The sequence below is a fragment of the Vibrio sp. bablab_jr001 genome, from assembly GCF_016464285.1.
GTDB classification, from domain to species: Bacteria; Pseudomonadota; Gammaproteobacteria; order Enterobacterales; family Vibrionaceae; genus Vibrio; species Vibrio fluvialis.
Genome location: NZ_JACDWZ010000046.1, coordinates 189,421 through 216,154 on the forward strand (window position 1 = coordinate 189,421; position 26,734 = coordinate 216,154).

Here is a 26,734-nt window from a genome sequence, read left to right on the forward strand (position 1 = left end):
TCATTTGAAACACCAGAGTAAAGTCGTATGGAGAGAGGGCATGTTTATTGCCCCGCAGCATTTTCAGCAGCAGGACCGCCATACGCATCAGTACATTCAGAAATATGTTGCCCTGTCTTCACAGGGCAGTGGTTTTGGTGTTTCGGCGCTGGAGCTTGATCATCATTACCTTAAGATAGGCAAGTTTGGTGTGGTGCATTGCCAGGGGATTTTCCCGGAAGGGACGCTGTTTGATTGTGTCAAAGAGCTGCTGCTGGATATTCCGGAAGGTACCCTAAACCAACGCGTCTATCTGGCGTTGCCGTTGTCGGTGGAAGGCGAAAATGAGTACGGCAGCCGTGCAGACAAGCGCCGTTACGTGGTGTCACAGGTTAACCTGTTTGATGCCAGTGATGTGGTGCAGAGCGCAATTGAAGCCGAGCTCGCCGAGCCGAATATCCGTCTGGTACTCGAAGGTGAAGACGTGACGGGGCTGGCCTTGCTGCCAGTGGCGAAAGTGTTGGAACGGCAGGAAAACGGGGAGGTCATCCTCGACCGCAGCTTTATTCCTGCGTGTCTCCACTACGGCGCCTCGCAACTGCTCAAAGAGCGTTTGAAAGAGATTTTCATCCTGACTCAAGCCCGCGCCAATAGTGTCGTGCAACGCATTGGTGCGGGTCAGCAAACCAAAAGTGATCTGAGCCTGATGCGCGAATTTCTGTGGTTACAGACGTTAAACCGCTGGCTGCCATGGCTGCATCTGACGCTTGAACAGCCACAGACCAGCGTCGATGCGTTGTACGAAGGGCTGGTGAGCTTTTCCGCTGAACTCGACAGCTTTAAACCAGCGATGACGGCCATGCCGGAACCGCTGGTACGTGATGATCTTAAGCAGGGCTTTGCGGGCGTGTTTGCCCAACTGCGCGAGAAACTGTCGATGGTCCAGAGCGACAACGTGACGGAATTCAGCTGGGATACCAACCTGTTCGAGCGTCGCCGCTTGCTGCGTTTGTCGATTCCGAACCTCAATCAGATCGAAGGCCGCCGTTTTGTCATGGCGGTGCATGCGTCGATTGGTACCGCAGCGCTGCTGCAGGTCTTCCCGAGCGCGTGCACGCTGAGTGGTTTGAGCCAGATTGCCGACTTGGTGCGCAACAGTCAGTCCGGCGTGCCGATTCAGGTGTTACCGGTTGCCCCGAATGAGCTGAAAGCGCAGGCGGATGTGGCGTATTTCGAAATCGATACCGCCCATGAGTACTGGCAACAACTGAAAACCAAACGCGAGCCGATCGCGCTGCACGTCGACAGTCGTGTGCCGGATCTCTCCATTAAGCTCTACGCTCTGGGTTGAAGCAATGAATCAATTGTTCGATGAAGATACCGTCACGATCGCCGCCAATGATCCGACGCCTGCGTCCAGTCAGCCGGCAAAGTCCGTTCGTCTGAGTAACGCCAATATGCTCAAGAACCATGCGCGCTACAGCATGGCTCAGCAGCAGGGGCAACTGTTTGACAACAGTATCCTGCGCGTCAGTTCGGACTTGCTGTCGCTGATCATCTCGGTCAAACGCATGCAATGCCCGACGGATCTTTACACGTTCCGTTCTGGCATCAAGCACGCGATCACCGAGCTTAAATATCGCATTGCCGCGTTGGATTATCCGCCTTCGGTGGCGGACAAAACCTGTTTTTTGTTTGCCGTGATGATCGATGAACAGATCCTGCACTCATCGTGGGGCGATGAAGCGGGGTGGGAAAATCAAACGCTGGTCAGCGAACTGTTCAACATCAAAAACGGCGGTGAGCAGTTTTACATCATTGCCGAGCGTGCGTTGTTGCAACCGGTGCTGTTGGTCGATCTGCTGGAGCTGATCTACATCATGCTCAAGATGGGCTTTCGTGGTCGCTATCGCACCAAAGGCAAGGATCAACTGACCGCGCTGATGAAACGTCTGGAAGAGGCGGTGTTTGCCAAACCGGTGGCGTATTCGGCCGCTGAACGTCTGGCGCCAGTGGCCGCAGACGATGTTGCCGCTCGTCACGCCAAACGGCCGAAAAAACCGGTTGGCGTGTGGCGTTCGGTGGCGCTGTTTGTGGTCATGTCTGCCTTGGTTTGGGGCGGTTTACGCTACTGGTATGAGGCGACCTCGCCGCAAAAGGCGCTGCCCTTTACCCAACTGACTCAGTATACCCAAACGTATTACAGCAAAGGCAGCGTGCAGGACAAAGAGTATGTTTACGACAGCACGCCATCGGACATGAAATCAGAAGGTTGGCATCCAACCACGGCCAGCGTTAATAGTGCGGCCGAACCTACCGCATCAACGGTCTCCGATAAGTCTGCGGCCAACCGCCAGTGGTTAGTGCAACTGGCGAGTTTTAATAATCCGAGTGATGCGGCGAAGTTTATTGCCCGTTATAAATCTCGCGTTCCGAGTGCTCAGGTAAAAGCGGCTAACGGTCGTTATCGGGTCGTGAGCGAAAATTATGCGACCAAATCGGCCGCGACTGAAACGCTCTCCACCGCCAAAAGTGCGGGGATTTCTGATGCCTTTTTACTCATTGACACCAATTAGGTTGTAAACAACATGATGGATAAGAAAAAAGCCATTCTCTTTTCAACGCTGGCGACATTCCTGGTTGGACTGATTACGTGTCTCTCGTTGTGGCTGACCGGTACTTACTGGCTGACGCCGTGGTGGGCGGTGGCTCTGCAAGTGGCGTTGATTGTGCTGTTTCTGGCGCTGGTGGGATGGGGAACATACGCGTACTTGCGTCGACCGAAAGTGGATGAAACCCTCAAGCAGCACGACGAGTGGCGTAAACGTGTGCTCAAGAACCGCTTTGCTCTGATTTGGAAAAAGCACAGTAAGGTGACCTCTAACCCGTATCATGTGCCTTGGTATGTGCATGTGTCGGCGGACGTGAGTTCTGACGTTCGCTGGCTGCAACAGATGGGCTTTGAGAGTGTGGAATCCATAGAACCTGTACCGGATGACTTGATTGCGGTGCGCTTTTGGGTCTCCGACAGTGCGGTGCTGGTGTCAGTTGATATGAGTTTCCCGCTCGCTACCCGTCAGGCAAGCCTGGATGTGGTATGCGAACTGCTGATGAAAAAGCGCGATCGTCAGGCGTTCAATGGTGTTCTGTGCACAGTCGATCTCGATCATCTGCTACAGAAAAACGAAATTGCGGCCAGCGAGTTCAGCCAGCAGTACCGAACGCTGCTGAGCGATTTGAACCAACGTACCGGATTGTCGCTACCGACCTACTGCGTGTTTACCAATATGGCCGCCGTACGTGATTTCTGTGAGTTGTTCTCGACGCTGGATGAAGCCGCACGTGAGCAGCCTTTTGGTGTTCTGCGTCCGGCTGACGAAGGTAAAGGCTATGATAAAGACTGGTTTGATGAATCGTTTGACGATTTGACCCGTCGCTTGGCGATCACGGCCAGCGAATCACTCAAACAGCAGTTACACGCGGATTTTCGTGCCTCTTCGGTGGCGGGCATTTTCCAGCTCTCTGCTCTGCGCTACGACATTGAAGACTTTTTGTCGCTCACCTTCAGCCAGCATGCGTTTGATGAAGTTGCGCTGCATTTTCGTGGCTTCTTCTTCGTCAACGTCGGCGGGGAAGGGGAATCCACTGATATTTTGACTTACATGCACGCCTCGGATCTCGGCTTTGAATCTCTGGCCGGTATGCAGCAACACGCCTCCAGCCCGAGCCTGTTTGGCAAGAATCTGTTTCGCAGCTGTATTGTTAAAGAAGCGCCATTAGTGGGTGTATACCGTCAACGTGAGTGGCGTTACCGTGCTTCTCGAGTTGCGATTTTTGGTGGCTTATTGCTGCTGTTTGGTGGCTTTTTGTGGATGTTAAAGGCCAGTTTTGACTATCAGCAGTCCTTGGACAATCAGGCGTTGATTAAACTGAATCAATACAAAGAGAATCTGAAACTGGATACGATTGTCGCCGATGATCTCTCATCGCCCGTGTTCAGTTTGTCGGAACTGCGAGACATCAACAATCTGTACAACAAACAGCATCGTCCTTGGTATGTCAGTGACTGGCTGCCGGATTCGAGTATCAGACGCTTCGTCCACCAAACGTATTATGAAGAGCTGAGCAGCGTACTGCTGACCCTGATGCGCGATTACATCCTCAAAGATCTGTTTGTCTACAACTCTCTGGATGACAAAGTGAAAATGCTGGAGCTGCTGAACTATCATCAGATCCTGTATAGCAAACATCGTGATGATGTCGATTCGTTGGTCAATTACTACCTGACTTCGCTCAAAGAGGAAGGGGAAGGCGATGTCGCACTGCTCGAACGCTTTAAGTTGCTGGCCGAAGATCTGTTCCGCAGTGGGGCCACGCCGCCGGAATCGGAACCTGAACTGCTGGCGCTGGTGCGTAAGTCGCTGTCTGCCAACGACATCAGTGAACTGCTCTATCAGCACATTTTGCAGCACCCGGATTTTTCACGCCGTGTGGATATGCGCACCAAGCTGAATCCGTCCTATCAGAACGTGTTCGAGTTCAAGCCTGGCTTTACCGGCTATCTGATTCCGTATCTGTTTACCCGTGAAGGCTTTGAAGATCTGTACAACGAAACCGGCTTTCAGCTGGCGTCAGAAGCGATCAAATCTTATGAAGGCGTGATGGGCAATATCAGCGGTGATGCTGAAATGAACCGCATCAACCGCCAGTTGCGTGAACGCTATATCGGCGATTACGTCAAATACTGGCAGGATTTGATGGCTAACATCAGATGGGTGGAAGTGTCTGGATGGGGTGAGATCAGCAAACAGATCGATATGACGGTCGATCCGGTCTATTCGCCGCTCAGCCAGTTCTACAATCTGGTCGCGGTGCATACCAACCTGAGCCAGAAGAAAGAAGGCGAACCCGCGCCAAAAGAGAGCCGTGAAGCCAAAGAGCAACAGACGGAAGAGGGCGAACCGAGCGTGACCGCGATCAGCAATACCAGCGAACGCGTGCGTGCATCGATTGCTGCGCCGTTCAAGGCGATGCATCAACTGGTGGCGGTGAACGAAGCGGGGCAAAGCCGACTCAGTATTGCGCTGGCACAGTTGCAACAAACCCGTGACTGGATAGAGAAGTCCAAAGAAACGCAGGATCGCGGCAGCTACTTCCTGGCGCAGTTGCAAAACACCGATTCCAATAACCCGTTGGCCCAGCTCAATACACTGGCGGCAGATTACAATGATCCCGTTCTGCCGGTATTGATGCGCGGCGTGGCGCGAACGACTAACCGATTGGCACAAAGTGCGATGAAAACGGTGATCAATAACGATTGGAGCGTGCTGTACGGCGGCTATGTGCGTCATTTTGCCGGCCGTTACCCGTTTGATAAGAAAGCGGAGTTCGATGCCTCGTTGGCCGATTTTGCGGATTTCTTTAAATCCGGCGGTCAGTTTGATGAGTTTGCGCAGAAATACGCTGCCTACTTTGACCTGACGCATGGCCGTCAAACTCAGCTGAAAGGCTTTATCGTCAATCAGATGCTGCCGTTGTCCGATTCTTATCAACCGTTCAGCGATGCGGTCAAACGCATGCAAAGTGGCCTGTTTATTGATGGGCGTGTCGGCGTCGAGTTTTTGCTGCGGGCGGAAAAGATGTCGCCGGATCTGACCGGATTTACTCTCGAATCAGGCAGCAAACTGTTTGAATACCGCAATGGTCCGCTGCTGTGGCAATCGCTCAGTTGGCCGATCCCGGCTAACCAAACTCAGGACATCGCCATCATCACCAAAGATGATAAAGGGGCAGAAACCCGCGAGAAGCTGAGTGGTGAATGGAGCTGGTTCCGGGTCGCAGACAAGATGCAGAGCGCATCGGTGGTGGGCAGTGATGATGTGGCCTGGCGCTATCAGTCAGACAGCAACGAAGTCAGCCTCAAGATTAAGTCGAAAAGTGCGGAGCAGCCGTTTGCCCCCCGTTTCTTTGACGGCCTGAACATTCCAATCGAACTATGAGTAGCCTGATACCAACATGGCTGGATGGTTTGCTCCCCCAAGGGGAGCGAATCATGCTGGGGCGCCGCTGCCTGCTGGTGCGTGATGATCAGCAGGCATGGCGGGTGAAATTTGGTGAAACGGTGGAAGATGCCTATGTGCTGCAACGGGAAGCGTTGTGGTTGATGCGTTTGCGCCATCTCGATATTCCCATTCACGAAACTTTGTCTCTCAACAAATACGCCGTCAATACGGTTCTGATCACCAGCTATCTGGAAGGACAGCCAGCGGCTCTGTTTTGGAAAACGTTGGATACAACGCAGCGCCGTCAATGGCTGTCACAGAGTCTGCCAACGCTGCTTGAAGATATCGGTCAACTGCATGCAGCGCATGTGGTGCATGGCGATATTAAACCCAGCAACATTCTCTGTTTGCCGTCTCTGCATGCTTGTCTGGTGGACTTTGCCAATGCGCGGCGAGTGGGTGAACCATGGAAAGAGCGCGGTATGCTGCAGTTCACGCCCAGCTTTCATTACCCAACGCCCAGCCCGCTGGCCCGGCTGGAACACGATTATTATGCCATGCTGATATGTATCACCTTATTGTGTGAACCGGACAGCCTCGATGAATGTCTGACGGTGAATAGCTTACTGAAACTGGTAGAACTTAAGTCAACGGACTGGGGAATGCCGGATGACGTGAAGACGATATTGGCGAAGTGGATCTCGGCTATCAGATTAGATTTAGGCGCGGAGTCGGATGCGTTGACGGAGTGGTCTTCCGCCAGCGAAACGGTTAGCGCAACGGAGAAGTAATGTTTAACAGAATCTGGCAGCGGCTCAATATCCTGCAGAAATTAAAACTGGTGCTGATGACCACCATGCTGACATTAACCGCGGCCATGCTCATCATGGCTCGTTGGAGTTACGAGCAAGGCTTTTTCGATTATACCAATGCGCTGGAACAGACTCGCTTGGAGATGCTGGCACCTCAGTTGGTCGATCTGTATGTGCTGTCTGGTCAAAACATTCGTGCGATGCCGAAGAATGAGGTCAGCGCGATCCTGGCCAGTTTTCCGAAACATCCGCAAGGTCCCAACCTGAATAAGTTTCCCAACAAACCGTTGCCCGGCGCCAGAGCACCGAGTGCGGCGCTGTTCGATCTCAACGGTCATTTTATCGCGGGTGCTTCATTGCTGACGAATGATCAGCCGAATGAGGTGCGGGTGCCGCTGCGTTTTGAAGGCAAAACGGTCGCTTGGCTGAAGAGTCTTCCGGTACGTCATTTCAAAGATACGATGGAGACACAGGTTTCGCGGACTCAGTTGGAACGCAGCTTGTGGTTGGGAGGGATCAGCCTAATCGTTATTTCAATGGTCTCATACGGTTTGTCGATTTTCCTGCTGCGCCGTACGCGTGAAGTCATCAGCGCGATTCATCGCATGTCGAGCGGGGATTACGACATTCATCTGGTGGACGACTCTAAGGATGAAATCGGTACCCTGATGCGGGATGTCAATCAGTTGGCGCACATACTGCACAGCTCCATGCTGTCACGCAAAACCTGGCTGGCTAACATCTCTCACGATATGCGCACACCACTCACTGTGCTGACGGGCGAGATTCAGGCCATCAAAGATGGTGTACGCAAGTTCGATATGGAACGTTTACGTTCAATCGAGCAAGAAGTCGACCAGTTACGCAAGTTTACTGAGGATATTTACGAACTTTCTCTGTCGGATATCGGCGGTCTGCGTTACGAGTTTGCGCGTGTTGATCTGTTTGATGTCATCAGTGAAGCCGTGGATGCCATGCAGTGGAAAGCGGAAGAGAAGGGACTGACCATGACCTTTGCTGGCCAGTCCGCCATGGTGTCGGCTGATCGCTCACGCATACTGCAATTGATGAAGAACCTGATCAGTAATTCGGTGAGCTATACCGATGCACCGGGCGTGGTTCAGGTGATGTTGTATCAGACCAAGCAGCACGTGGTGATCAAAGTGAGTGATTCAGCGCCGAGTGTCTCGCTAGCGAACTGCCAGTATCTGTTTGACCCGCTCTATCGTGAAGACAGTTCGCGCAATCGCGCGCACAACGGGGCCGGACTGGGGCTTGCTATCTGTAAAAACATCGCTGATGCCCATCAGGGAACAATAAGAGCCATGCCATCAGACTGTGGTGGTTTGGATGTGTTGGTGGAACTGCCAAGAAACTGATTGTGTGTTTTGTGTGGCAGAAGTCTGAAAGTGCGCATGGAAATGGTTTGCGTCACAGCCATTTTTGCGGATCAGACACCATTTTTTATTAAGAAAATAGATTCCTATGCAACTTGGATTACGCTTTTAAGTGAGTCGAGCCCTTGATTCACAAGGCTTTGTTAACAATGTTAACAGTGTTAAGCTTGCCCGTTGCATTGCGGATCGGAATCTGTAGAAAACCATAAAAATTGATTCTGAAGACGCCACAAAACATTCACTGATTAAACAGGAATAATAAGAATGGCGCTTGTCTATGTTGTAGAAGACGAAATAAAAATTGCAGAAATACTGTCAGATTACCTGACAAAACACGATTACGAATGCCGCATCATCACTTCAGGAAAAAATGCGGTAGCCGAAATCACCAATGGGAACCCCGACTTCGTCATTCTTGACGTGATGTTACCGGAAGTCAGCGGATTTACGATTTGTAGTCAACTGAGAGCCATGGGGAATGAAGTGCCAATCATTTTGCTCACTGCGCGAGTGGATGAAGCGGATAGATTAAAAGGTTTGAATATTGGAGCAGATGATTACGTCTGCAAACCGTTTCTACCCAACGAGGTGGTCGCTAGGGTCAGCGCCATATTACGCCGGGTTCAGAATCAGAAAAACAACGGAGGTCAGCACAGCAACGAACGGATGATCAGCTACGGGACGATTACGCTCGATATGGATCGTTTTTTATGTATTGCTGATGGTAAAGGCATTGATCTGACACCGGTCGAGTTTCGTTTGCTGCACACCATGATGATTCGGCCAAGCCGCATTTTTTCTCGGGAAGTGCTGATGCAGACGTGCTACACGGATGATCGGATCATTAACGACCGAACCATCGATAGCCATATGCGTAACTTGCGTAAAAAGCTGAATTGCTCGGGAGATGTGATTCACACCATCTACGGTGTTGGCTACAAAGTTGAATGACCCCTTTTAACTGCTCAGTTTCTCATTCAACAAACCGACAATGAAAAATGCCACACTCATCGAGTGTGGCAGAAAGACAAAAAGGAATGGCAGTGGATTATTCGCTTTTTGTGTCAGTGATGAGCCCAATTCGGGCTCAAATCTCATCAATTAATAGCTTTCGAACTTACCCGCGTTGTAATCGTTGATCGCTTGTTCGATTTCCTGAATGCTGTTCATCACAAACGGGCCGTAATGTACGACAGGTTCGTTGATCGGTTCACCGATGAAAATCAGCACGCCGCTGGTATTATTGGCGACCAGAGACACCGTCTCTCCTTTGGACAGTAATGCCATTTCGCCTTGCATAACTACTCGTTCACCCGCTTTGATGCTGCCTTTGTAGGCGTACAGCATCATGTTGTGGTTTTCGTCGGTTTCAATAGTCAGCTCACTGCCCGGGCCAGCCTGCCAATCGGCAACGGTGGCAGGGACACCAGTTTGAGTCAGCGGACCTTGCAGTGCTTCACCGTTGGCGCGAATATCGCCCGCCAGAACACGCAGCAGACCGAGTGTTTCGCTGCGATGCTCGGTGATGGTTTCCGGCTGAAAGTCGTGATATCTGGCCGGGATCATCTTGTCGCGCGCCGGTTGGTTGATCCAAATCTGGAAACCGTGCAAATCGCCGTTTTCCATAATTGGCATTTCGCTGTGGATCACACCACGTCCTGCCGCCATCCATTGTGCACCACCGCTGCGCAGTTCACCCACATTACCCATATGATCGCGATGCTGAAAATGACCTTGCAACATGTAGGTCAAGGTTTCGATACCGCGATGCGGATGAGGAGGAAATCCACCCACGTAGTCTTTGCGTTCGTCGGATTTGAGTTCATCCACCATCAGAAACGGTGAGAAGCTCGCATTATTGAACCCTGCCAGGCGGCGGATTTTCACGCCATCGCCGTCAGAAGTCGCTTGCGACGGGATCAGCTGACGAATTTCTCTTACTTTGCTCATTGTTCTTCTCCGTTGGTGGAACATGAGTGAATTGTAGTTGAGTGCTGACGAAAGAAGAGGGGGCGGATTTGAGGCAGTCATTCAAGAATTTTGAACAATACCAAAAGTCAGTCGGTCAAGACAGATGCGAGGTGACCCACTAACGGACTAATTGAGTTGGTCTATACTTTAACCAGATGAATTCATTGACGAGGAGGTCACGATGGCTGTGCTTCCCAAACACACCGACCAGAATCCGCGCTACAACCCGGATGATGACATGACGCTGGACCAGTTGCAGCGCTTTACCCGTGCGGCCAACAGTGCGCAGAAGAAGCGTGAAGAGCTGCATGAGCAGGAACAGCCGTCGATTGTTGAAGTGGCGAGACGAGCACGTCGCGCTGCGATGCGACCTGTGATCAAACCGAAAGAGAACAAGCCGAATACGGCTCGTTACGCCATTTGGCTGGTGGTATTCGCCATCATCGCTTTGTGGCTGATGTATATGGATGTTTAGCTTTGGTTTTTCGCGGGAGTGAATTGAGCGAGCTCTTGCTCGGCTTCTTCATCATGGTGCGTGGTGACGTTGTGGTAGTAGCGGTATTGGTTTTTGCCGCCATGTTTCGCTGCGTACATGGCCTTGTCAGCACAGCGCGTCAACTCTTCTAAGTTATCCGCATCAAGCGGGAACAGCGCAGCCCCGGCACTGACCGTCAGATTGTTCAATAATTTCGTGTCTCCTTCCTTGTATGGCTCCTCAAACAGATGGCTGATGCGGTGCAGAATGCTGTCGAGATCTTGTAAAGACTTCACATCATAAAGCAGCAACACGAACTCATCGCCGGCAAAGCGGGCAATTGAGTAGTCATGGCGCTCCGTTCGGCGGTCACTGTGGCGCACGTTGTTTTTCAGTCGCTGGGCGAAATGCTTCAACACCCGGTCGCCGACATCATGCCCGTAGTTGTCATTGATGGCTTTGAAGTTATCGATATCGAGAAATACCAGTGCGGTAATCAGTGAGTGAGGATGCGGCTCTGCCAGTTTTGCGGTCGCCCAATTTTCAAAGCTCCAACGGTTGGCAAGGCCGGTCAACTGGTCAGTATAGGCCAGCTCTTCAATCCCTTCTCGATAAAGTAAATGAATGTAGCGTACCGCTTTGGAATAGAAATAGGCTGAGGTATTGCAGATTGCGGTGAGCGAGATCAGGCTGATGACAAAGTAGTCAGACGCCATGGTATCAGGCCCTATTGACGCATGCCGGTTGCTGTATATCGACAATATCGACAGCATGCAAAAACCGATACTCAGAAAGAGACCTGTATGGAAACGGTTGATAAAGATGATGGTGGCAACAATCGGGTAGACCCAAAACAGTTTGCTGCCTTCAATGTCACCATGTGCCAGAAGCATCATTGCTTGCGTAAGCAGCAAACTGGTCAGGATGAGGTCAGCATGCGCGGAGCGTCGATAGCGGCTGTAAATCATATTGGCGATGGCTGCAGCAGCACACGCCAGATTAAACAGGCTGTACACCAACTGGTTATCAACCAACAACAGATAGCCATTCAGGCTCAGCACTAACGCAGTGATGATAGAACTAATCAGGACAACTTTTTGTTTACGCAGACGGCCCAATTTGGCCATCTCTTTAAGTTGTTGTCCCACCAGACTGTTCATGACTGTCTCATCCTTTATATAAAACCGCTCGAGTACAGTCTAGTTAAGAATTTTTTGTCTGAAGCAAAGTATGAAAAAAAGCCTGTGACCTAATTCAATGTTTTCAAAAGATTCTTTACTGAGCCTGGCTGAACTCCTGTTTTAGCCACTTACGCAGTAGTAAAACGCTTTCCAGTTTGAGCTTGTCTTTCGGGCAGGCAAAGTAAAACGCTTGCTCCGGATGGAGTGTGCTGTGGCCAATTTCCATCAGCAGACCATGTTGAATCTCTTCACGCACGAACTGGCGGTGAGTGACAAACACACCGAGCTTTCGTATCGTAGCTTGCACGGCTTGAGCCGATGTGGAAAAGGTCAGGTTTTTTTGCTGCTTGGGTTGTGGCAACTTATTGGCCTCGCACCAAATCGACCAGTCGCTCTGGCGCCTTGGGTTGGCCGCGACAATTGCGGGATAACACTCAAGAACTTGCTCCGTCGTCATGTTGCGCTCACTCAATAGTTCAGGGTGACAGACCAGTACGATTTCGTCATCGGCCAATTTTTCGCAGTAATACCCCTGCCACTCCCGCTGAAAACCGTGGATTAAGGCCACATCGACCCCTTCTGCCTCAAGTGAGAAAGCGCCCGTTAACGTTGAAATACGAATATCCACGTTGGGGGCAAACGCCTGAAAAGTCGGCACACGGGGGATCCACCAGTGAAGCGCCAGAGAGTTGATCATATTCAGAGTCAGGCGATTGCTGTTGTGCGACACCAGCATGGATTCTGTGGCATCGACAATCTGTTCCAGCGCCGGGGCCACTTTACGGTAGTATTTTTGTCCAGCACTGTTAAGTGTGACTGAACGACCCACCCGATTGAACAGCGGCTGGTTAAGTTGGCTCTCCAGCGATTTTATCGCCTGGCTGACCGCTGAATGACTGACACTCAGAACTTGGGCGGCTTCTGTCATGCTGCCTGTTTCGGCGACTGCAACAAATGTGTAGAGCGATTTGAGTGGGATGAGTTTACGCATGTGTAAGTTTTCCTAACAGGTTTGGTCAATATTACTCGTTATTCTTTGTGCTGTCATTTACGTAACATAGGGCGCAAGTTAAGGAGTGTTGTATGCCTAATAAACTATTGCCTGTAGTGTTCATGTTGTCGTCGACGGCCAGTTTGTCTGTCACGGGGCTTTTGACCAAATATCTGACCACCGTTGTCCCCATCAGCCTGTTAAGCTTTCTGCGTTTTGCGGTTCCTGCTTTGATTTTGTTGGCGTTTTTGGCAGTCAGCCGTTTTCGCATACCGGAGCGAGCGATGTTGAAGCCTCTGGCTGCGCGGGCTGTGTGTCTGGCGGCGTGTCAGGTGTGTTTTATCTATTCTCTGCAGCATCTCTCGTTAGTGGAAGGGGTGGTGTTGTTCAGTACCGGGCCTTTGTTCATTCCGTTGTTAGAAAAACTGATTTTTGGTGTGCGGATGCCTTGGGTGACGGTGGCTGGATTAATCGCGACCTTTACGGGGGTGGTGATGCTGTCTGGCGATGTCACGCAAATGGAGTGGCGGCCGGAATTGCTGGCCGGATTGTTCGCGGGCTTATTTAATGCAGGTTCACAGCTGAGCCTCTATAAAGCGTCGAAAAGCAGCTTACGTTCGGTCGAGATCAATGTCTGGAGCTTCACCATGGCAGCGGCCATGTTGTTCCCGATGTTGACGCTGGTGCCTTGGCATTCTGCGCTCGACTTATCGATGGACCGTTACCTGCTGCTCACGGTTGCAACACTGGTCGTGGTCTCATTGTTGGTGATCAATACTCAGGTCTTTCGGGCGAAGGCCTACCGACTGGCAGAGTCGGGGTCTCAGTTGGCTCCGCTGATTTTCACCAACCTGCTGTTTTCCGCGGCGTTGCAGCTGCTGTTTTTCAATGTCAGCTACACCGCAGCGCAGCAGTTGGGCCTTGTGCTCATTGTGGTGGCGACCGTCAGCACCAGCCTGCTGCCTAAGCTGTGGCACGCGGCGAGCCACAGATTACATTCGGCCTCGTAGGGTTTTGAGTGGGATTGCGGAGTAGCGGTGTCATGGTAGTAAAAAAGGGGCTTTCGCCCCTTTTTTATTCTGATGGGGTGTTGGCAACCAAACCGTAGGGCAGGCTGCTAAATACTTTGGGTTGGTGTTGAATGGTCGGCGCTTCGTTCACACCCTTCCAGTCCAGCAGCATAATTGCCAGCACGTTGCGGTGCTCACCTTCCGATACATCGGTGCTGCCCGTAGTGGATGGAACCATGCCTGCGTCTTTGTTGACCGCATTCTGAATTGCCTGACGGGTCTTCTCAACCACCGGATCGTCCTCCAGCCCTGCGAGCAGGAACGAAATACCGACTTCTGCAATGATGTCTTCTTTCGCGCGCTGCAAAATGGTGTCGATATTGGCGCGGTAGTAGTCATATATCCACTGATACTGTTTTTCGCTGACGGCGTGTTGATAGTATTCCGAATCGGCGAAAATGATGTGCGTCATGCCATAAAGTTTGTTGCCGTACTGCTGATTCGATAAACCCGCATCTTTGTTATCCGGGTAGGTATCGCGAAATGCCTGAATGAAATCATTGACCACATCCTGCTCTCCCAACTGACGCAGCCAATAAACCTGATTCGCCAGCTGCGCTGCCCAAGCTTCAATCATCGGCTTGTCCGTTGCGTACTTGCGAAAATCATAGCGGCGAATGACGTCGCGCAGCTTCTGATCGTCAATGTGTTTGAGACCATATTCGTTCGCCCGCGCCATCGAACCGAGCAGATCGATGCCGAGATAAAGATATTCAGGCATATGTTTGGTCACGGTGTATCGCAGTTTAGAGCGCTCGTCAGTTTCGTCTGCATAGTCTGCCAGCTCTTGCTGAGAATAGAGATAAATCTGCTCTGGCGTGTTCACTTCCGCGGCGAAGTAGTTGAGCCGACTTGCGACGCGGGCCATGTCACTCCAGATTGCGGCGGCATATTTCTTATCCAGCGTTTGTCGGTACATGCGTAAGCCGTAATGACCTTCTTTAAATGCGGGTAGGGTATACAGCTGGCTTTCGTAAGTATGGCGAATGACGTCGGCGGTATAGGTGTAACTGTTTGATGCCGTAACGGGTTCCGGCTGCGCCTGCAAGCCAGAAAACGGCAGGATTAGAGCGCTGCTTATCAGGAGCGCCAGACTGGTTTTACGTAACGACATAGTGAACCGAGAGTTAACCAAAGATAACGTAACACATTAGGCCAAGGTGGCGGTATTCGTGTGAGCAATGGGTCAGTGTTGTGTGAAAAATCGGCGGAATGGGACTCTGCCCATCATCCGTCACCGTGTACTAGGCGAAAGGTCAGATTAATGCGCGGTTCCAGCGTACGCACGGTTTTGGGCACGCAGTGCTGCCAGAAATGCTGAGTATTACCTGCCATAATCAGCAGAGAGCCGTGGCTGAGTGGCAGCTCAAATTTCTCTTTGCTGTGCAGGTGGCGTAAAACAAAACGTCGGGTTTCGCCCAGAGAAAGTGAAGCGATCACGGGCTGTTGGCCGAGTTCGGGTTCGTTATCCTGATGCCAGCCCATCGAATCTTGGCCGTCACGATATAAGTTAGCCAGTACCGAGTTGAACGCCTGACCAGCCAGCAATTCACAGCGCTGCTTCAGGTCGGCAAGCATGGGTGTCCAGACTTTGGGCGGCATGGTGAGGCCCGAGTAGGTATAGGCTTTATCGCCATACCAGGCTTGCAATCTGGGTTGCAATACCGACTTGCCAAACAGCGTGATCGCTTCCTGTTGCCAGTCCAGCTCTTGAGTGAGAACGGAAAATGCATGATCGGCTTGAGTCGGAGTCAGAAAGTGTTCGACCCACAGCAATTTACCATCTGTGATGGGGAGCCATTGTGGTTCATCGGCGAACAGACTGAAGTTTTCAGATTCCATAAACTTATATCAATAATGTTGTTATTTAATTATAGATTTGTTGCTTACTTTGGTTATGCTAAGTAAATAGCGGCAAGCCATACACTAAATACCAGAACCTGGCGCAAAAGACGACAGGCAAAGAGAGGGGTTGCATGAGTCAAACCTCAGGCAAGAGAAAGTCTATTCGTGTGCTTTTTTTCGTGTTTATTCTTTCCAGCATTGGATTGATAGAAGCGCTCAACAATCATCAAATAGCGTACATTCGGGACGGACTTCAGTCTCATGCACGTGAAGAGCTTTCTTTAATCCGTTTTCGACTGGAAGCCTCTATCCTTTCTGATATTTATGTGGCGAATAGCCTGTCTACTCTTGTCACTCTGCGCCCTGATTCTAAAGTGCGGGACTGGAACAAATTAGCCAACCACATCCTGCGTGAAGGTAAACACCTCAAAGTGATTGGTCTCGCACCGAATGATGTCATCAGTTACATCTTCCCCTACGACGAGAACAAAGCCGCCATGGGGCTGGACTATCGAACAGTACCCAGCCAATGGGCATCCATCGTGAAAGCCCGGACTGCCAAGCAAATTTTCATTGCTGGCCCAGTCAATCTGGTACAGGGCGGGCGGGCGTTGATCGTGCGTATTCCAATTTTTACTGACCCGCCGATGAATCAGGAATATTGGGGTGTGTGCAGCATTGTACTGGACTGGGAATCACTGTTTTTGGCATCGGGTATCGAGTCGTTTGTGTATACCTACGATTTTGCGATTCGTGGTATCGACAGCACCGGCATGAATGGCGACCTGTTCTACGGTAAGCAGAGTACATTTGATAACGCGTTTGCGGTAGAGACCGTGCATTTCCCTTATGGTAGCTGGGCGATTGCCGCCGCTGAGAAGCACGAAATGCTGGGCAACGTGCCCTGGTATCAAGTCAATCTGGTGCGTTTGGTCGGCTATCCGGTGATGGCGCTACTCGCGATTGCGTTTGTGGTGATTTATCGCCTTTATCGCACGGCACACAACCGCGCAATGCATGACACACTGACGCACCTGCCTAACCGGCGCTACTTCATGTTCACCATGCAGAGTTTCTTTGACCACGCCAAGAAATCTGGCAATCACGACAGCTTTGCTCTGCTCAATATTGATTTGGACAAATTCAAACTCATCAACGATACCTATGGTCATGCGGCTGGTGATAAGGTTCTGATCGCGTGTGCTGAACGGTTGAAATCTGTGCTGCGTGGTTCAGATGTGATCGCGCGTATCGGCGGCGATGAATTTCTGGTGCTGCTGCCGCGGATTGTGGAAGAGGACATTAAAACCGTTGTCAGCGCGATAGACGCCGCACTCTGTCACACTCCGGTGATTTACGAAGGGCATCTGATTGATTTACATATCAGTATTGGCCACGCTATTTATAGCGCGGACATCGAAAATATCGATGCCATGCTCAAACTGGCTGACGAACGCATGTACGCCGTAAAACGGCGTCAGACACATCGCTGACTGAGCCTTCCTCTACCGTTGTTCAAGGATGAATAATGCGAACGCTAAATCAATGGCTGGATGCGTATGCTGTCAGCCATCAAAACCCGATCAACAAAAGAATTCACCGTGTGGCCGTGCCCGGGATTTACCTCTCTATTGTTGGCCTTATCTGGTCGCTGCCTGCGGTACCGTTAATGGAATGGCGCGTTGACTGTATCTGGCTGGTTGCGGTGCCGGTTCTTGGTTTCTACTACCGCTTATCCATGACCGTTTTTCTGATGATGCTCGGCTTTACGCTGGCCTGTATCGGGTTGGCCTGGAGTGTGGAACTGATGGCATTGCCTTTATTGCCGCTGTCACTGGCTCTGTTCGTACTGCTGTGGATAGCGCAGTTTGTTGGCCATAAAATTGAAGGCAAGAAACCTTCCTTTCTGAGTGATCTGCAATTCTTATTAATTGGGCGAATCTGGGTGTTCTATAAGCATTAACATGCTGGCCAATTAATCCCATATAACATTTGCAATCTGCATATATTCGCAAATTGCAATTCAATTATGATATCTGTTGTAATGAAACTGATGAAAATTTGTCCAGAAAGCGTGTGTTTCAGTAAAAATAAAAGTTGGCACGCTATCTGCATTGTATAGTTCGACCCTTTTAAGCCGAGGGTCACCTAGCCAACTGACGTTGTTAGTGAACCTTCTTGTTCACATCTATATCAGCCAATCGCGAGTATTGCGATTGGCTTTTTTTCTGCCTGCTATCCGCCACATTTCTCATAACAACTCGGCTTTCGTGGACACACAGCTCCGCGTGAACAAATCAGCCTCGCATCATTTTCAATGCCACGCTCAATCCAGTTGATGTTCAGGATCTTGGCAATGGTCAGCAGATCTTTTTTGATGTGACGAGGGATCACGGTACTGCCGCCTTGGCTGACGCAAGAGGCTTTCAGTTCTTCTGCAATCGAGCGGGCATCACCACCTTGTGCTGCAATCGCCGGGTTGAGGTCAATCCCGGCACACAACACTCGGTTGTTGCCCGCAGGATCAATCATATTCACCGATTCACAGCAATAGATTCTGGGTTCATCTCCCACGTTGAGAATCGAAATCTGAGCTGAGCTGCCATCCTGCGGTTCAGACAATCGACGAAATACCGCCCAGTGCTGACAAGGGTCGTTCACTTTGCGCATGTTACCCCATGGTAGCGGGATGCCGTTGCCACGATAGACAGCTTTCAGTTTGCCTTCGCCATACGCGTCGAAGTAGTGCCAGTGCGGATAAGGCGAAACCACCGTCATGCGGCGCATCGCAACCGAAGGAGAGACGCCGGCTTTCTTGTGCACGTCGATTTCATAGCCGTTGCGATCAAGCAACTGACGAAACGGCACTTTCGGACACAGCAAAGCACCGGCAAAGAAACTCGATTCGAAGTCGCGCCACGCCTGCAAAATGTCCTGAGAGTTGAGCTCCGAAGTCGGTTGTGTGTCCTGCTCTTCCCAACCCTGAGTGTGACCGACCGACAGTACACTCTTGAGACCGTCTTTGCTGTGCAGCACGTTGTGACCGATGTACACCGCCAAATCGTATTTAAGCCGCGTCGGGTAGTTGCGTAGAATCTCATTGAGATAAATGGTGCCTGGCGGCTCAAAGAACGAGGTCACAAGCTGTTTGGCGCTGACGCCCAGTTCGTCGACCACATCGTGTGGCGTTCTTTGTACCCAACGAATGTTGAGGCCAAGGCTTTTGGCGATATCAAACAGATCTTCGACAGCCAGATTCAGGCGTTTCAGGCCGACATCTTCCGCGGCTCGTTCCAGATCTGGAAAGTGGTTTTGCAGGCTTTCCTGATGCGCACGAATGAGGAGGTGGGCGAACTGGCGACCCGTGATGCCGGTTTGTGACAGCATTTCAGGAATCGCAATTTGCAGGATGTCATTGGAAAACAGAAAGCTCGGCTCCAGCGCCATGCCGCTGATACCGCCGCGGTTGCCTTTGTCTGGCGTGATGTCGGCTTGTTCTGGCTCGTCGTCAAGAAACCAAGTCGGATCTTTTTGGAACACTTCGGCGATCACTTCCAACATTTCGACGCTCGGAACCCGTTTTCCCCGTTCGATCATCGATAAGTAAGAAACCGAGGGTGCGTACTCCGGATTAATGCGAATGCAACGCGCCGACAGATCTTCCATCGTTAAGTGGTTGCGTTTCCTAAGGTTTCTCACTTTCGTTCCCAGAAAATGAGACTGTCTGACTAAGCTTTTTGACACGGCCATTTTGTAAAATTCACATTGTAAAATTTTTGTTGTGAAATTGTAGTTAAAAATCCGCTAGTCTACAAATTAAGCAAGTCACAAACTTGAACGAAAATTAAACGCAAGTTTGGATTATTTGCTCTAGGACGAAATTTAATGTTATCCATGAGGGAAAGACGATGAATATGCTGACATTCGATAAAACAGAAATCCAAAAACAACAGAAACCCTTTATCGCTGAAGCAGTCTTCGCCGTCGAGACAATCAGCGCAAACCAGCAACGTGAAAAACAGCTGAAAGCGAAACAACTGCTCGACCGTTTGTTCCCGCTGGAAACAGGTTCCCATCAGGAAGTGACCAGTTACGTGATTGATTACCACCACGTTCTCGCTTACTTCAAAGATGGACGTCACAGCGGTCTGAAACATCCGAAACACTTTGTGGCATTCACGGGTGGCAAAGATAGCCCATGTTCGATTCTGTTCCGTGATGGTAACGGCTGCCATGTGGATGTGATGTTGGGTTGCCAGAAAGGCACGGGCTGTGTGGAGTTGGTAGAGATTGACGATATTCAGTTAGAAACCTGTACCACTTTCACACAGATGGGTGACAACACCACGCCAACCGCAGCGATGCGTCACTGGATTAGTTTGGTGAAAGGTGATGAACGTGGTAAACCTCAGGCATGCAGTGAAGACAAAGAATACACCGCAAAAAGCGGCGAAGATTACTACCTGAACTACTGCTTTAATTTGTAAAGCCATCCTGATGAAACGCTCTCCATAAAAAAATCCTCCCATTGGGAGGATTTTCTATTTTGCACATGGCAAATGTTAAATCTGCCTTGAACTTAAATGGGCATCACACGGTTTCGGCCAAGATTTTTTGCTTCATAGAGCATCTTGTCGGCGCGATCGATCAGCGTTTCAACGGTATCGGTAGGGTCGCGCTCTGCGACACCAAATGACGCCGTAATGTTGCCTACCTGCATACTGGTGCGGCGATCGCGCACGCTCAGCTTTTCAATCGTACGGCGCAGCGCATCAGAGAACTGGCGAGCACTGCGCAGCGACTTGTTGGGCACAATCAATGCGAACTCTTCACCGCCAAAGCGATAGGCGGTAATGCCTTCACGGCAACTGGAATGGAGGCGCTTGCCAATTGCACGGATCACCGCATCACCAAACAGATGACCGAAATCGTCGTTATACGTTTTGAAATGGTCAATATCGAGCAGCACAATGCTCATCGGCTGCTGTGCGTGCAGCAAAGCGCTGATGTCATCGTCAAACGCACGTCGATTGTATAGCCCTGATAAAGTGTCAAACAGCGCGTCTTTTTGTACTTCCGCGAGCTGAGTCTTGAGGCGCGTGATTTCTTGGCTCGCGGTTTTCAGCTGGCTGTTAAGAAAGCGGGTCGAGTGGCGAATATCGCGAGATTCACTGACCAACTGACGGATGAGCGACATCACTTCTTCAATCGACAGATTTTCTTTTTCGACACGTTCCAGATCATTAAAGCTTCTGTCAATAATCGTTTCAAAAGCGGTGGTATCGGTCATGGTGTCCGACATCGAACTTGCCACTTCGTTAACCAGCAGCTCAATGTTGGCGCGCAGTTCACCGATACTGGTTTCGGCTTTGGTCGCGATGTATTGCTTGTACATGTATTCGCCGGATGCAGGCGGGCACAGCCCGAAGTTATCCAGCACAACATCCATTTCCTGATTGAGCTGAGGAATGGTGTTGTCAACGTAGGTGTACCAAAGGGCGTAATTCGCAGGAGTAGCCGCAACGTGATGTTTCATCATCAGCGGAACGGCCTTCTTTAAGTTAGAAGTGGATTTTTTAAAGTCGTCGTCAGTCATTCTTGGGATAAGCTAAAAGGCACCTAAACTCTATGCGCTAAGATTAGCGGATCTCGAGGCTTCGCGCCGCAAAAAACAGACTGAAATTGTGGTTTATCTGAACGTTTTTCTCACTATCGTCGCTCTCTGTGATAAAACGCACGCATTGCGATGCCGTGACGCTAAATCAAAGCTTGACCGGTGTGACGTCACACCGGTCGAAAACGACTACTGCTGAGAAACCACGCGCATAGTGTGGCGCTGACGGATCAGAGCAACCACTTGTGGCAGTAAAGACATCACAATCATGCCTCCCATCAATGCGTATTGATCCGGGCGATAAATCTCATTCAGCAATAAACCGCCACACACGATCCCGGCGACCGGGTTGGCAATGCCACCAAACGTGAAATCCACCACCGACATTCTTTGCAAGAGCCATACGTACAATCCGTAGCCGAGCGCTGTGTTGAGCAGCACAATCCACAATAAACCCAGGATGTTACGTGTACTGATGTGCGTCAGTGTCTCCATGTAGACCTGAGGCGAGAAAAAGGCATGCACGAGAGCCGCCAGACCAAGTGCCACACCGCCGATGATCAACTGCCAGCTGAGCACTGTCCACCAGTGGATTTTGCCGCCGAGCGACTTGGTCAGAGTTGAGCCGAAGATAATGCACAGAATGGCGGCCAGCATCGCCATCAAACCCAAAGGATTGAGGCTGAGCGATTTCGGGTCGAACAAGAACCAAGCCAAAGCAATCAATGCCGCGCCACTGAGCAACTGAATTGACGATGGACGCTGACGACTGACCAGCCAGTGATAAAACATCGCGAATACGGGCACCGATACCATGCCCACACCTGAAATAGCGGAAGGCAAGGTCAGGGCCATCACGAAAATGAGGCTAAAGAAGGCAGCGATGTTGACCAGGCCAATGGTAAGCAGTGGACGCCAACTGGATTTCTCCGGCAGGCTCGGGCGCAGAGCCAGCAGCAGCAGGCCAGCAGGCAGCGCTCGAATGGCTCCGAGCAGTAGCGGAGGCCAGTCCGCTAGGGTGTATTTGGTCACCGCGTAGGTGGTTCCCCAAAAGAAGGCAGGTATCATGGCAATTAAAATGTTCATGTTAAGTATCTTTATGTTGAGATATCTGAGCAGAAAGTTATCGTAAGAAATGCTTTTTGTAAAGTATCTTTATGTTAAAGTATTTTGTCAGTAAACACAGACGGAGAACCCACACTGATGGATGCGATTGATCGCGTATTGTCACAATGGCAACAAGAACGGCCGCAGCTCAACACGTTACCGATGAGCATTATGGGACGCATGATGCGTTTGACCAAACACCTGGAAACTGCCGTTGCGGAAGTTCATAAGCGCTACGGTTTGAAAATGGGCGAGTTCGATGTACTGGCCACCTTATTGCGAGCGGGAGCACCTTATCGCCTGACTCCGTCGGAGTTGCTTGCTTCGATGATGCTGACGTCCGGTGCGATGACCAATCGCCTTGATAAGCTTGAACAAAAAGGTTTGATTCACCGTTTGCACAGCACCGCGGATCGTCGCAGTATTGAAGTTCAGCTCAGTGATGAAGGTTTAGACGTGGTCAATGAGCTGGTGATTGAGCATGTGAAAATTCAGGAAAAGCTGGTGGAAGGATTGTCGGGTGACGATCAGCAGCAACTCACTCAGTTGTTGAAATTTTGGCTCTCTAGCTTCGAATAATCTCAGGAGTACGTGATGATGACTTTGCAACAACTGACCGACTATCTCGATTCTCTGCTCCAGTCGGAAGCGTGCTATCCGTTTGGCCCTGATCCACTGGTGTATAAGATTCGCGGAAAAATGTTTGCTTATGTCTCTCAGGAGCGCGCGCCGTACTTCGTGACACTAAAATGCACTCCGCAGGACGGCGAAGTACTTACCAGTCAGTTTTCATCCATTCGTCCGGGCTATCATATGAACAAGCGTCACTGGATTTCGGTCGATTTAGAAGGCGATGTTGATACGGGAATGATTGAAGATTTGTGTCTGCGTTCCTACCAACTGGTGGTCAGCAAACTGAAGAAATCAGATAGAGAAGCCTTGCAAAGCCTGACCTTGCAAGGCTGAATGCATTACGCGTGTGAGTGGCGCTGAGCTTCAAGCTTCTTCGCGCCACGTAGCATGGCTTCGATCAGCTCGGTTGCATTGAATTTTTCCAGCGCTTCATGCGCACCCACCTGATGAGCGCGGTCGACACAAATCTCACTCGACAAAGAAGTGTGCAAAATACAGTATGCATGGCTGAGTTTTGGATCGTTCTGCACTTCAAACGCCAGCTCATAACCATCCAGACCGGGCATTTCAATATCACTCACCAAAATATCAATCGCCTGATTTTCGCCAGCCAGCTTTTTCATTAAATCTGCCGCTTCCAGACCATTTTTGCAGATCTGATACGGAATATTAATGCGATCCAGTGCATCCGCCAGTTGTTTGCGTGCAATCGATGAGTCGTCAACCAACAGAATGTTCAGGGCTTTCAAGCGTTCACGTTCAACGTCAGTCAGCATCGGCACTTTGGTCGATTCATACTGCGGATAGATTTTTGACAGTAGCAGCTCCACATCCAGCAGTTGAACAATCTGCTCCTGATAACGGGTGATGCCAGTGACGAACACATTGCGTCCGGCGGTTGGCGGCGCTGATTCAATCGAACGCCAGTCACACTCGATGATCTTCTCAATTCCACGCACCATGAATGCTACTACGGTACGCAGACAGTCCGTCACAATCAGATAGCTGTTTTTGTACTCTTGAGGAGCAATCGGACGAAAACCAATCGCCGCAGCCATGTCGATGACAGGCACGGTCATATTGCGGATAGTCACAGTGCCCACAACGTGGTGGTGAGAGTAGGGGATTTGAGTCATCGGCAAGTAAGGAACGATTTCTCGTACTTTGAGTGTACCAATCGCAAACAACTGCTTTTGCATGTTCAGCGTGAACATCAGCATGCCTTGTGACTGATTTGCCTTACTAATGGTTTTAGCCATAACGAAATTCTTAATCTAAACGCATGAGTAACTATACTAACCGAAAATATCGTATCAGCAACGGTAACGGCGCTTTTTTACTATTGAGTGAGAAGTTGTTCAATAAGTTATACAACTTCGTTTCAATTCCTTTAGCGACCGATAACAAAGATTCATTAAATTGTAGCTAGAATGTCGTCGTCAATGCAGGGTGCAACTCGGTCGGAGTTCCGATAGACTAAGCCACTTTTTTACCGCACTAAGTCGTTTGAGGGTCAAATATGGCAAGAACCGCAGCAGCGCTTCATATTCTGGTGAAGCACAAAGAACAGGCTGATGACATCATTCAGCAGCTAAAGAAAGGTGCAAAGTTTCAGACTCTGGCCAAGAAATATTCGCTGTGTCCATCGGGCAAAAAAGGTGGCGACCTGGGCGAATTCCGCCAGGGGCAAATGGTGCCACAGTTTGATAAAGCGTGTTTTCAAGGTGAAATCCTCACCCCTCAACTGGTGAAAACTAAATTTGGCTGGCACGTTGTTAAAGTGCTGTATCGCACTTAATCGTTAGCAGCGTAAGCTCGCCGACGTATAGCCTAAATATTCCCATCCTAATCCCTGTCTCAACATCATGGTAAGCACGTTCTGGTTTGCCATGATGTGCTTATTTCTGCACCATAGAGTTAGTCAGTTGTCTGCGGCGAAGCAACAAACGGATTTTCTCCCGAAAAATTCTCATCTATATACCTCGTCTGATAAAAGCTTCCAGAGATTGATTAAAACTATAGAGTTGTATTTGAACTTGGGATTTTTAGTGATTGCTAACCTGTATTCGTGCGCATGTTCTCATTTTCTTCACAGTAAATAACCTTAGAGTTAATTACTTATGTATTTCATCCAGTAAATAGTAGGTTTGGATAACGCGCATGCTCGTTTCCCTGAATGGTGTATTTAATATATAGGTAATGACTTCGTTGAAATACAATTATTTAACAATGCGCGTTTTTACTGGTTTAATGAGGTAAGTAATCGTGTGCACTAATAAAATGTTATGTGCCTTTCACGTGAAGCGACAAACATTATGTGCAACCATTAACTTATAGAATGGCTAAAATTTCATATTTTAGAGGGTGTTATGGTTTTTAGCAGCAAGGTTAAAGTGGTGATTTCAGTGGTGGCTATAGCATTGTCTTCACTTTTACTGTCTCTTGATATGTTTGGTGTCATTCCATTTCTGATTCTAGTTGTGTCATTTTTTACCCTAATTATTCAAGGTGGGCTGTTCCTTCTTGGGTACAAAAATGGTGACGTTTTCGATGCTTATCAAGACCTAGAAAGAACAGAAGCAACGGCACTAACTAATCTGTTCAAAGACAAAAAGGATTGTGAAAAACACTAACCACGGCACATAACAAACAATTTAAGAGGGATTCCCAACGCTTGGTATTTTTGCTTCTACTTCAAGTTTAGTGTTTGTGGCACAATGCTTTAGGTTTGGGTGGTAGCGTTGCTCACCCCTTAATTGGGCGTTATACGTTTTAAGGAGAAATCGTGGTCGTTATATATGGAATTAAAGAGCATTTGAATGCCATAAAAGCTGATTTATCAGATGTGATCCAAGAATCGATGACTCAAGCCTTAGGTTTGCCTGAGGATAAGCGTGCTCAAAGATTCGTCCCTCTCGATAAAAGTGATTTCTACTATCCTAGTGGCCGTTCTGATGCTTACACGGTGATAGAAGTAAATATGATGGAAGGTCGCAAAGTCGAAACCAAGAAGGCTCTAATAAAGGCTCTATTTAATAATATTGAAGCGAGTCTAGGCATCGCTCCCATTGATGTTGAAATTACAATCAAAGAGCAACCTGCTCATTGTTGGGGTTTCAGAGGTATCACAGGTGATGAAGTGTCAGACTTAACCTACAAGGTCAACGTATAGCAAGGCGCTCAAGAGAGATTCATGCCGCGTCGCCTTTTTAGTTTGCGGTGGTTTTGTGGCACTCTCCCCTTAACGCTGCGTTCTGCTCTAGGAGGTAATTTTGCTCGATTTACTCAAAAAATTGGTTCTAATTAACCTCTCAGCGGCTCTTGTTGTTATAGCTCTAGCCCAGTTTGTTCCATTCTTTGCTACTACTCAGTTGGTCGACTTTCTTTTCTTTGTTGTCATCGTTATATGGTTTTTGGCGAAGCTCATGTGGGAAGGTGGCATCCATAGTAAGACGACTCGGTTAGATGATACTAGAACAGATAAAGTCTACAAAATGGTAGAAGGCCATGATTTCGCAAAAGACGAACGAGAGCACTATCGAATGAACTACCAGACTGGCTTAGTTTTTTTCATAGCTGGTCTACCAGCGTTTATTGCTTGTTTAGTCCTTCAATTTCTTTGAGTACGAGCATAAACGAGTATGGCGTTAATAGTTA

General features: G+C 49.7%; 26 protein-coding genes. 17 read left to right on the forward strand and 9 right to left on the reverse strand.

The window, feature by feature from the left end:
• Positions 1–4 precede the first annotated feature (4 nt).
• The 6 genes from tssK to JIG40_RS08165 all read left to right on the forward strand — a co-directional run bounded on the left by tssK (position 5) and on the right by JIG40_RS08165 (position 9,141).
• Positions 5–1,330 (forward strand): type VI secretion system baseplate subunit TssK, encoded by a 1,326-nt coding sequence (gene tssK / locus JIG40_RS08140; RefSeq protein WP_041943237.1) that lies wholly within the window; start codon positions 5–7, stop codon positions 1,328–1,330.
• A 4-nt stretch (positions 1,331–1,334) separates the two neighbouring features.
• A complete protein-coding gene (gene icmH / locus JIG40_RS08145) occupies positions 1,335–2,555 on the forward strand; it encodes a type IVB secretion system protein IcmH/DotU (RefSeq protein WP_199465120.1) in 1,221 nt (406 codons plus the stop codon).
• Between the two features lie 12 nt (positions 2,556–2,567).
• Entirely contained in the window at positions 2,568–5,978 is a 3,411-nt protein-coding gene (gene tssM, locus JIG40_RS08150; protein ID WP_199465121.1) for a type VI secretion system membrane subunit TssM, read from the forward strand.
• Between the two features lie 53 nt (positions 5,979–6,031).
• Positions 6,032–6,772 (forward strand): protein kinase family protein, encoded by a 741-nt coding sequence (locus tag JIG40_RS08155; RefSeq protein ID WP_233975914.1) that lies wholly within the window; start codon positions 6,032–6,034, stop codon positions 6,770–6,772.
• On the forward strand, positions 6,772–8,172 hold the full coding sequence (locus JIG40_RS08160) for an ATP-binding protein (protein ID WP_154183113.1): 1,401 nt from the start codon (positions 6,772–6,774) through the stop codon (positions 8,170–8,172). Before JIG40_RS08155 ends, JIG40_RS08160 begins: the two co-directional genes overlap by 1 nt.
• 282 nt (positions 8,173–8,454) lie before the next feature.
• Positions 8,455–9,141: a response regulator gene (locus JIG40_RS08165; RefSeq protein WP_154183115.1), complete on the forward strand. Its 687-nt coding sequence runs from the start codon at positions 8,455–8,457 to the stop codon at positions 9,139–9,141.
• A gap of 150 nt (positions 9,142–9,291) precedes the next feature.
• Here the strand turns inward: JIG40_RS08165 and JIG40_RS08170 are convergent, their stop codons facing one another.
• Positions 9,292–10,140, reverse strand: a complete 849-nt coding sequence (locus JIG40_RS08170) for a pirin family protein (RefSeq protein WP_047460924.1) — start codon at positions 10,138–10,140, stop codon at positions 9,292–9,294.
• Positions 10,141–10,342: 202 nt separating this feature from the next.
• Here JIG40_RS08170 and JIG40_RS08175 point away from each other — a divergent pair, with 202 nt between their 5' ends.
• A complete protein-coding gene (locus tag JIG40_RS08175) occupies positions 10,343–10,636 on the forward strand; it encodes a hypothetical protein (protein ID WP_020328889.1) in 294 nt (97 codons plus the stop codon).
• Here the strand turns inward: JIG40_RS08175 and JIG40_RS08180 are convergent.
• A complete protein-coding gene (locus tag JIG40_RS08180; protein ID WP_199465122.1) occupies positions 10,633–11,796 on the reverse strand; it encodes a GGDEF domain-containing protein in 1,164 nt (387 codons plus the stop codon). The genes JIG40_RS08175 and JIG40_RS08180 overlap by 4 nt on opposite strands.
• A gap of 115 nt (positions 11,797–11,911) precedes the next feature.
• Entirely contained in the window at positions 11,912–12,808 is an 897-nt protein-coding gene (locus JIG40_RS08185; protein WP_158129424.1) for a LysR substrate-binding domain-containing protein, read from the reverse strand.
• 92 nt (positions 12,809–12,900) lie between these two features.
• On the opposite strand from JIG40_RS08185, the gene JIG40_RS08190 reads away from it, so the two are divergent.
• Entirely contained in the window at positions 12,901–13,818 is a 918-nt protein-coding gene (locus JIG40_RS08190; RefSeq protein WP_199465123.1) for a DMT family transporter, read from the forward strand.
• A 64-nt stretch (positions 13,819–13,882) separates the two neighbouring features.
• Here JIG40_RS08190 and JIG40_RS08195 read toward each other — a convergent pair whose 3' ends face one another.
• Entirely contained in the window at positions 13,883–14,992 is a 1,110-nt protein-coding gene (locus JIG40_RS08195; RefSeq protein WP_199465124.1) for a DUF3541 domain-containing protein, read from the reverse strand.
• Positions 14,993–15,105: 113 nt separating this feature from the next.
• Positions 15,106–15,720, reverse strand: a complete 615-nt coding sequence (locus JIG40_RS08200; protein WP_199465125.1) for an alpha-ketoglutarate-dependent dioxygenase AlkB — start codon at positions 15,718–15,720, stop codon at positions 15,106–15,108.
• 134 nt (positions 15,721–15,854) lie between these two features.
• Between JIG40_RS08200 and JIG40_RS08205 the strand changes: the two genes are divergently transcribed.
• Positions 15,855–17,216 carry a diguanylate cyclase gene (locus JIG40_RS08205; protein ID WP_055452052.1) on the forward strand — a complete coding sequence of 454 codons (1,362 nt, stop codon included), beginning with the start codon at positions 15,855–15,857 and terminating at the stop codon, positions 17,214–17,216.
• A 35-nt stretch (positions 17,217–17,251) separates the two neighbouring features.
• Positions 17,252–17,686 (forward strand): Mpo1-like protein, encoded by a 435-nt coding sequence (locus JIG40_RS08210; protein WP_199465126.1) that lies wholly within the window; start codon positions 17,252–17,254, stop codon positions 17,684–17,686.
• Between the two features lie 272 nt (positions 17,687–17,958).
• Here the strand turns inward: JIG40_RS08210 and JIG40_RS08215 are convergent, their stop codons facing one another.
• Positions 17,959–19,473 (reverse strand): DUF3612 domain-containing protein, encoded by a 1,515-nt coding sequence (locus JIG40_RS08215; RefSeq protein ID WP_075990017.1) that lies wholly within the window; start codon positions 19,471–19,473, stop codon positions 17,959–17,961.
• Positions 19,474–19,631: 158 nt separating this feature from the next.
• Between JIG40_RS08215 and JIG40_RS08220 the strand changes: the two genes are divergently transcribed.
• Positions 19,632–20,210 (forward strand): hypothetical protein, encoded by a 579-nt coding sequence (locus JIG40_RS08220; RefSeq protein ID WP_154183131.1) that lies wholly within the window; start codon positions 19,632–19,634, stop codon positions 20,208–20,210.
• Positions 20,211–20,302: 92 nt separating this feature from the next.
• Here JIG40_RS08220 and JIG40_RS08225 read toward each other — a convergent pair whose 3' ends face one another.
• Positions 20,303–21,319, reverse strand: coding sequence for a GGDEF domain-containing protein (locus tag JIG40_RS08225; protein ID WP_061055362.1), 1,017 nt, complete (start codon positions 21,317–21,319; stop codon positions 20,303–20,305).
• Between the two features lie 207 nt (positions 21,320–21,526).
• On the reverse strand, positions 21,527–22,423 hold the full coding sequence (locus JIG40_RS08230) for an EamA family transporter (protein WP_199465127.1): 897 nt from the start codon (positions 22,421–22,423) through the stop codon (positions 21,527–21,529).
• Between the two features lie 117 nt (positions 22,424–22,540).
• On the opposite strand from JIG40_RS08230, the gene JIG40_RS08235 reads away from it, so the two are divergent.
• Both JIG40_RS08235 and JIG40_RS08240 read left to right on the forward strand, forming a co-directional pair.
• A complete protein-coding gene (locus JIG40_RS08235) occupies positions 22,541–23,023 on the forward strand; it encodes a MarR family transcriptional regulator (RefSeq protein WP_020328902.1) in 483 nt (160 codons plus the stop codon).
• 15 nt (positions 23,024–23,038) lie between these two features.
• Positions 23,039–23,410, forward strand: a complete 372-nt coding sequence (locus JIG40_RS08240) for an MmcQ/YjbR family DNA-binding protein (RefSeq protein WP_172558508.1) — start codon at positions 23,039–23,041, stop codon at positions 23,408–23,410.
• Positions 23,411–23,415: 5 nt separating this feature from the next.
• Here JIG40_RS08240 and JIG40_RS08245 read toward each other — a convergent pair whose 3' ends face one another.
• Positions 23,416–24,336, reverse strand: a complete 921-nt coding sequence (locus tag JIG40_RS08245; protein WP_020328904.1) for a chemotaxis protein — start codon at positions 24,334–24,336, stop codon at positions 23,416–23,418.
• Between the two features lie 260 nt (positions 24,337–24,596).
• On the opposite strand from JIG40_RS08245, the gene ppiC reads away from it, so the two are divergent.
• The 4 genes from ppiC (at position 24,597) to JIG40_RS08265 (ending at position 26,700) form a co-directional block, all read left to right on the forward strand.
• The gene (ppiC, locus tag JIG40_RS08250; protein ID WP_020328905.1) at positions 24,597–24,875 is read left to right on the forward strand and encodes a peptidylprolyl isomerase PpiC; all 279 of its coding nucleotides are present in this window, start codon (positions 24,597–24,599) and stop codon (positions 24,873–24,875) included.
• Between the two features lie 571 nt (positions 24,876–25,446).
• Positions 25,447–25,710 (forward strand): hypothetical protein, encoded by a 264-nt coding sequence (locus JIG40_RS08255; protein ID WP_024375017.1) that lies wholly within the window; start codon positions 25,447–25,449, stop codon positions 25,708–25,710.
• Positions 25,711–25,862: 152 nt separating this feature from the next.
• Complete coding sequence (locus tag JIG40_RS08260; protein WP_199465128.1) at positions 25,863–26,249, forward strand: tautomerase family protein; 387 nt, start codon at positions 25,863–25,865, stop codon at positions 26,247–26,249.
• Positions 26,250–26,349: 100 nt separating this feature from the next.
• Positions 26,350–26,700 (forward strand): hypothetical protein, encoded by a 351-nt coding sequence (locus JIG40_RS08265; protein WP_199465129.1) that lies wholly within the window; start codon positions 26,350–26,352, stop codon positions 26,698–26,700.
• The last annotated feature ends 34 nt before the right edge of the window (positions 26,701–26,734 follow it).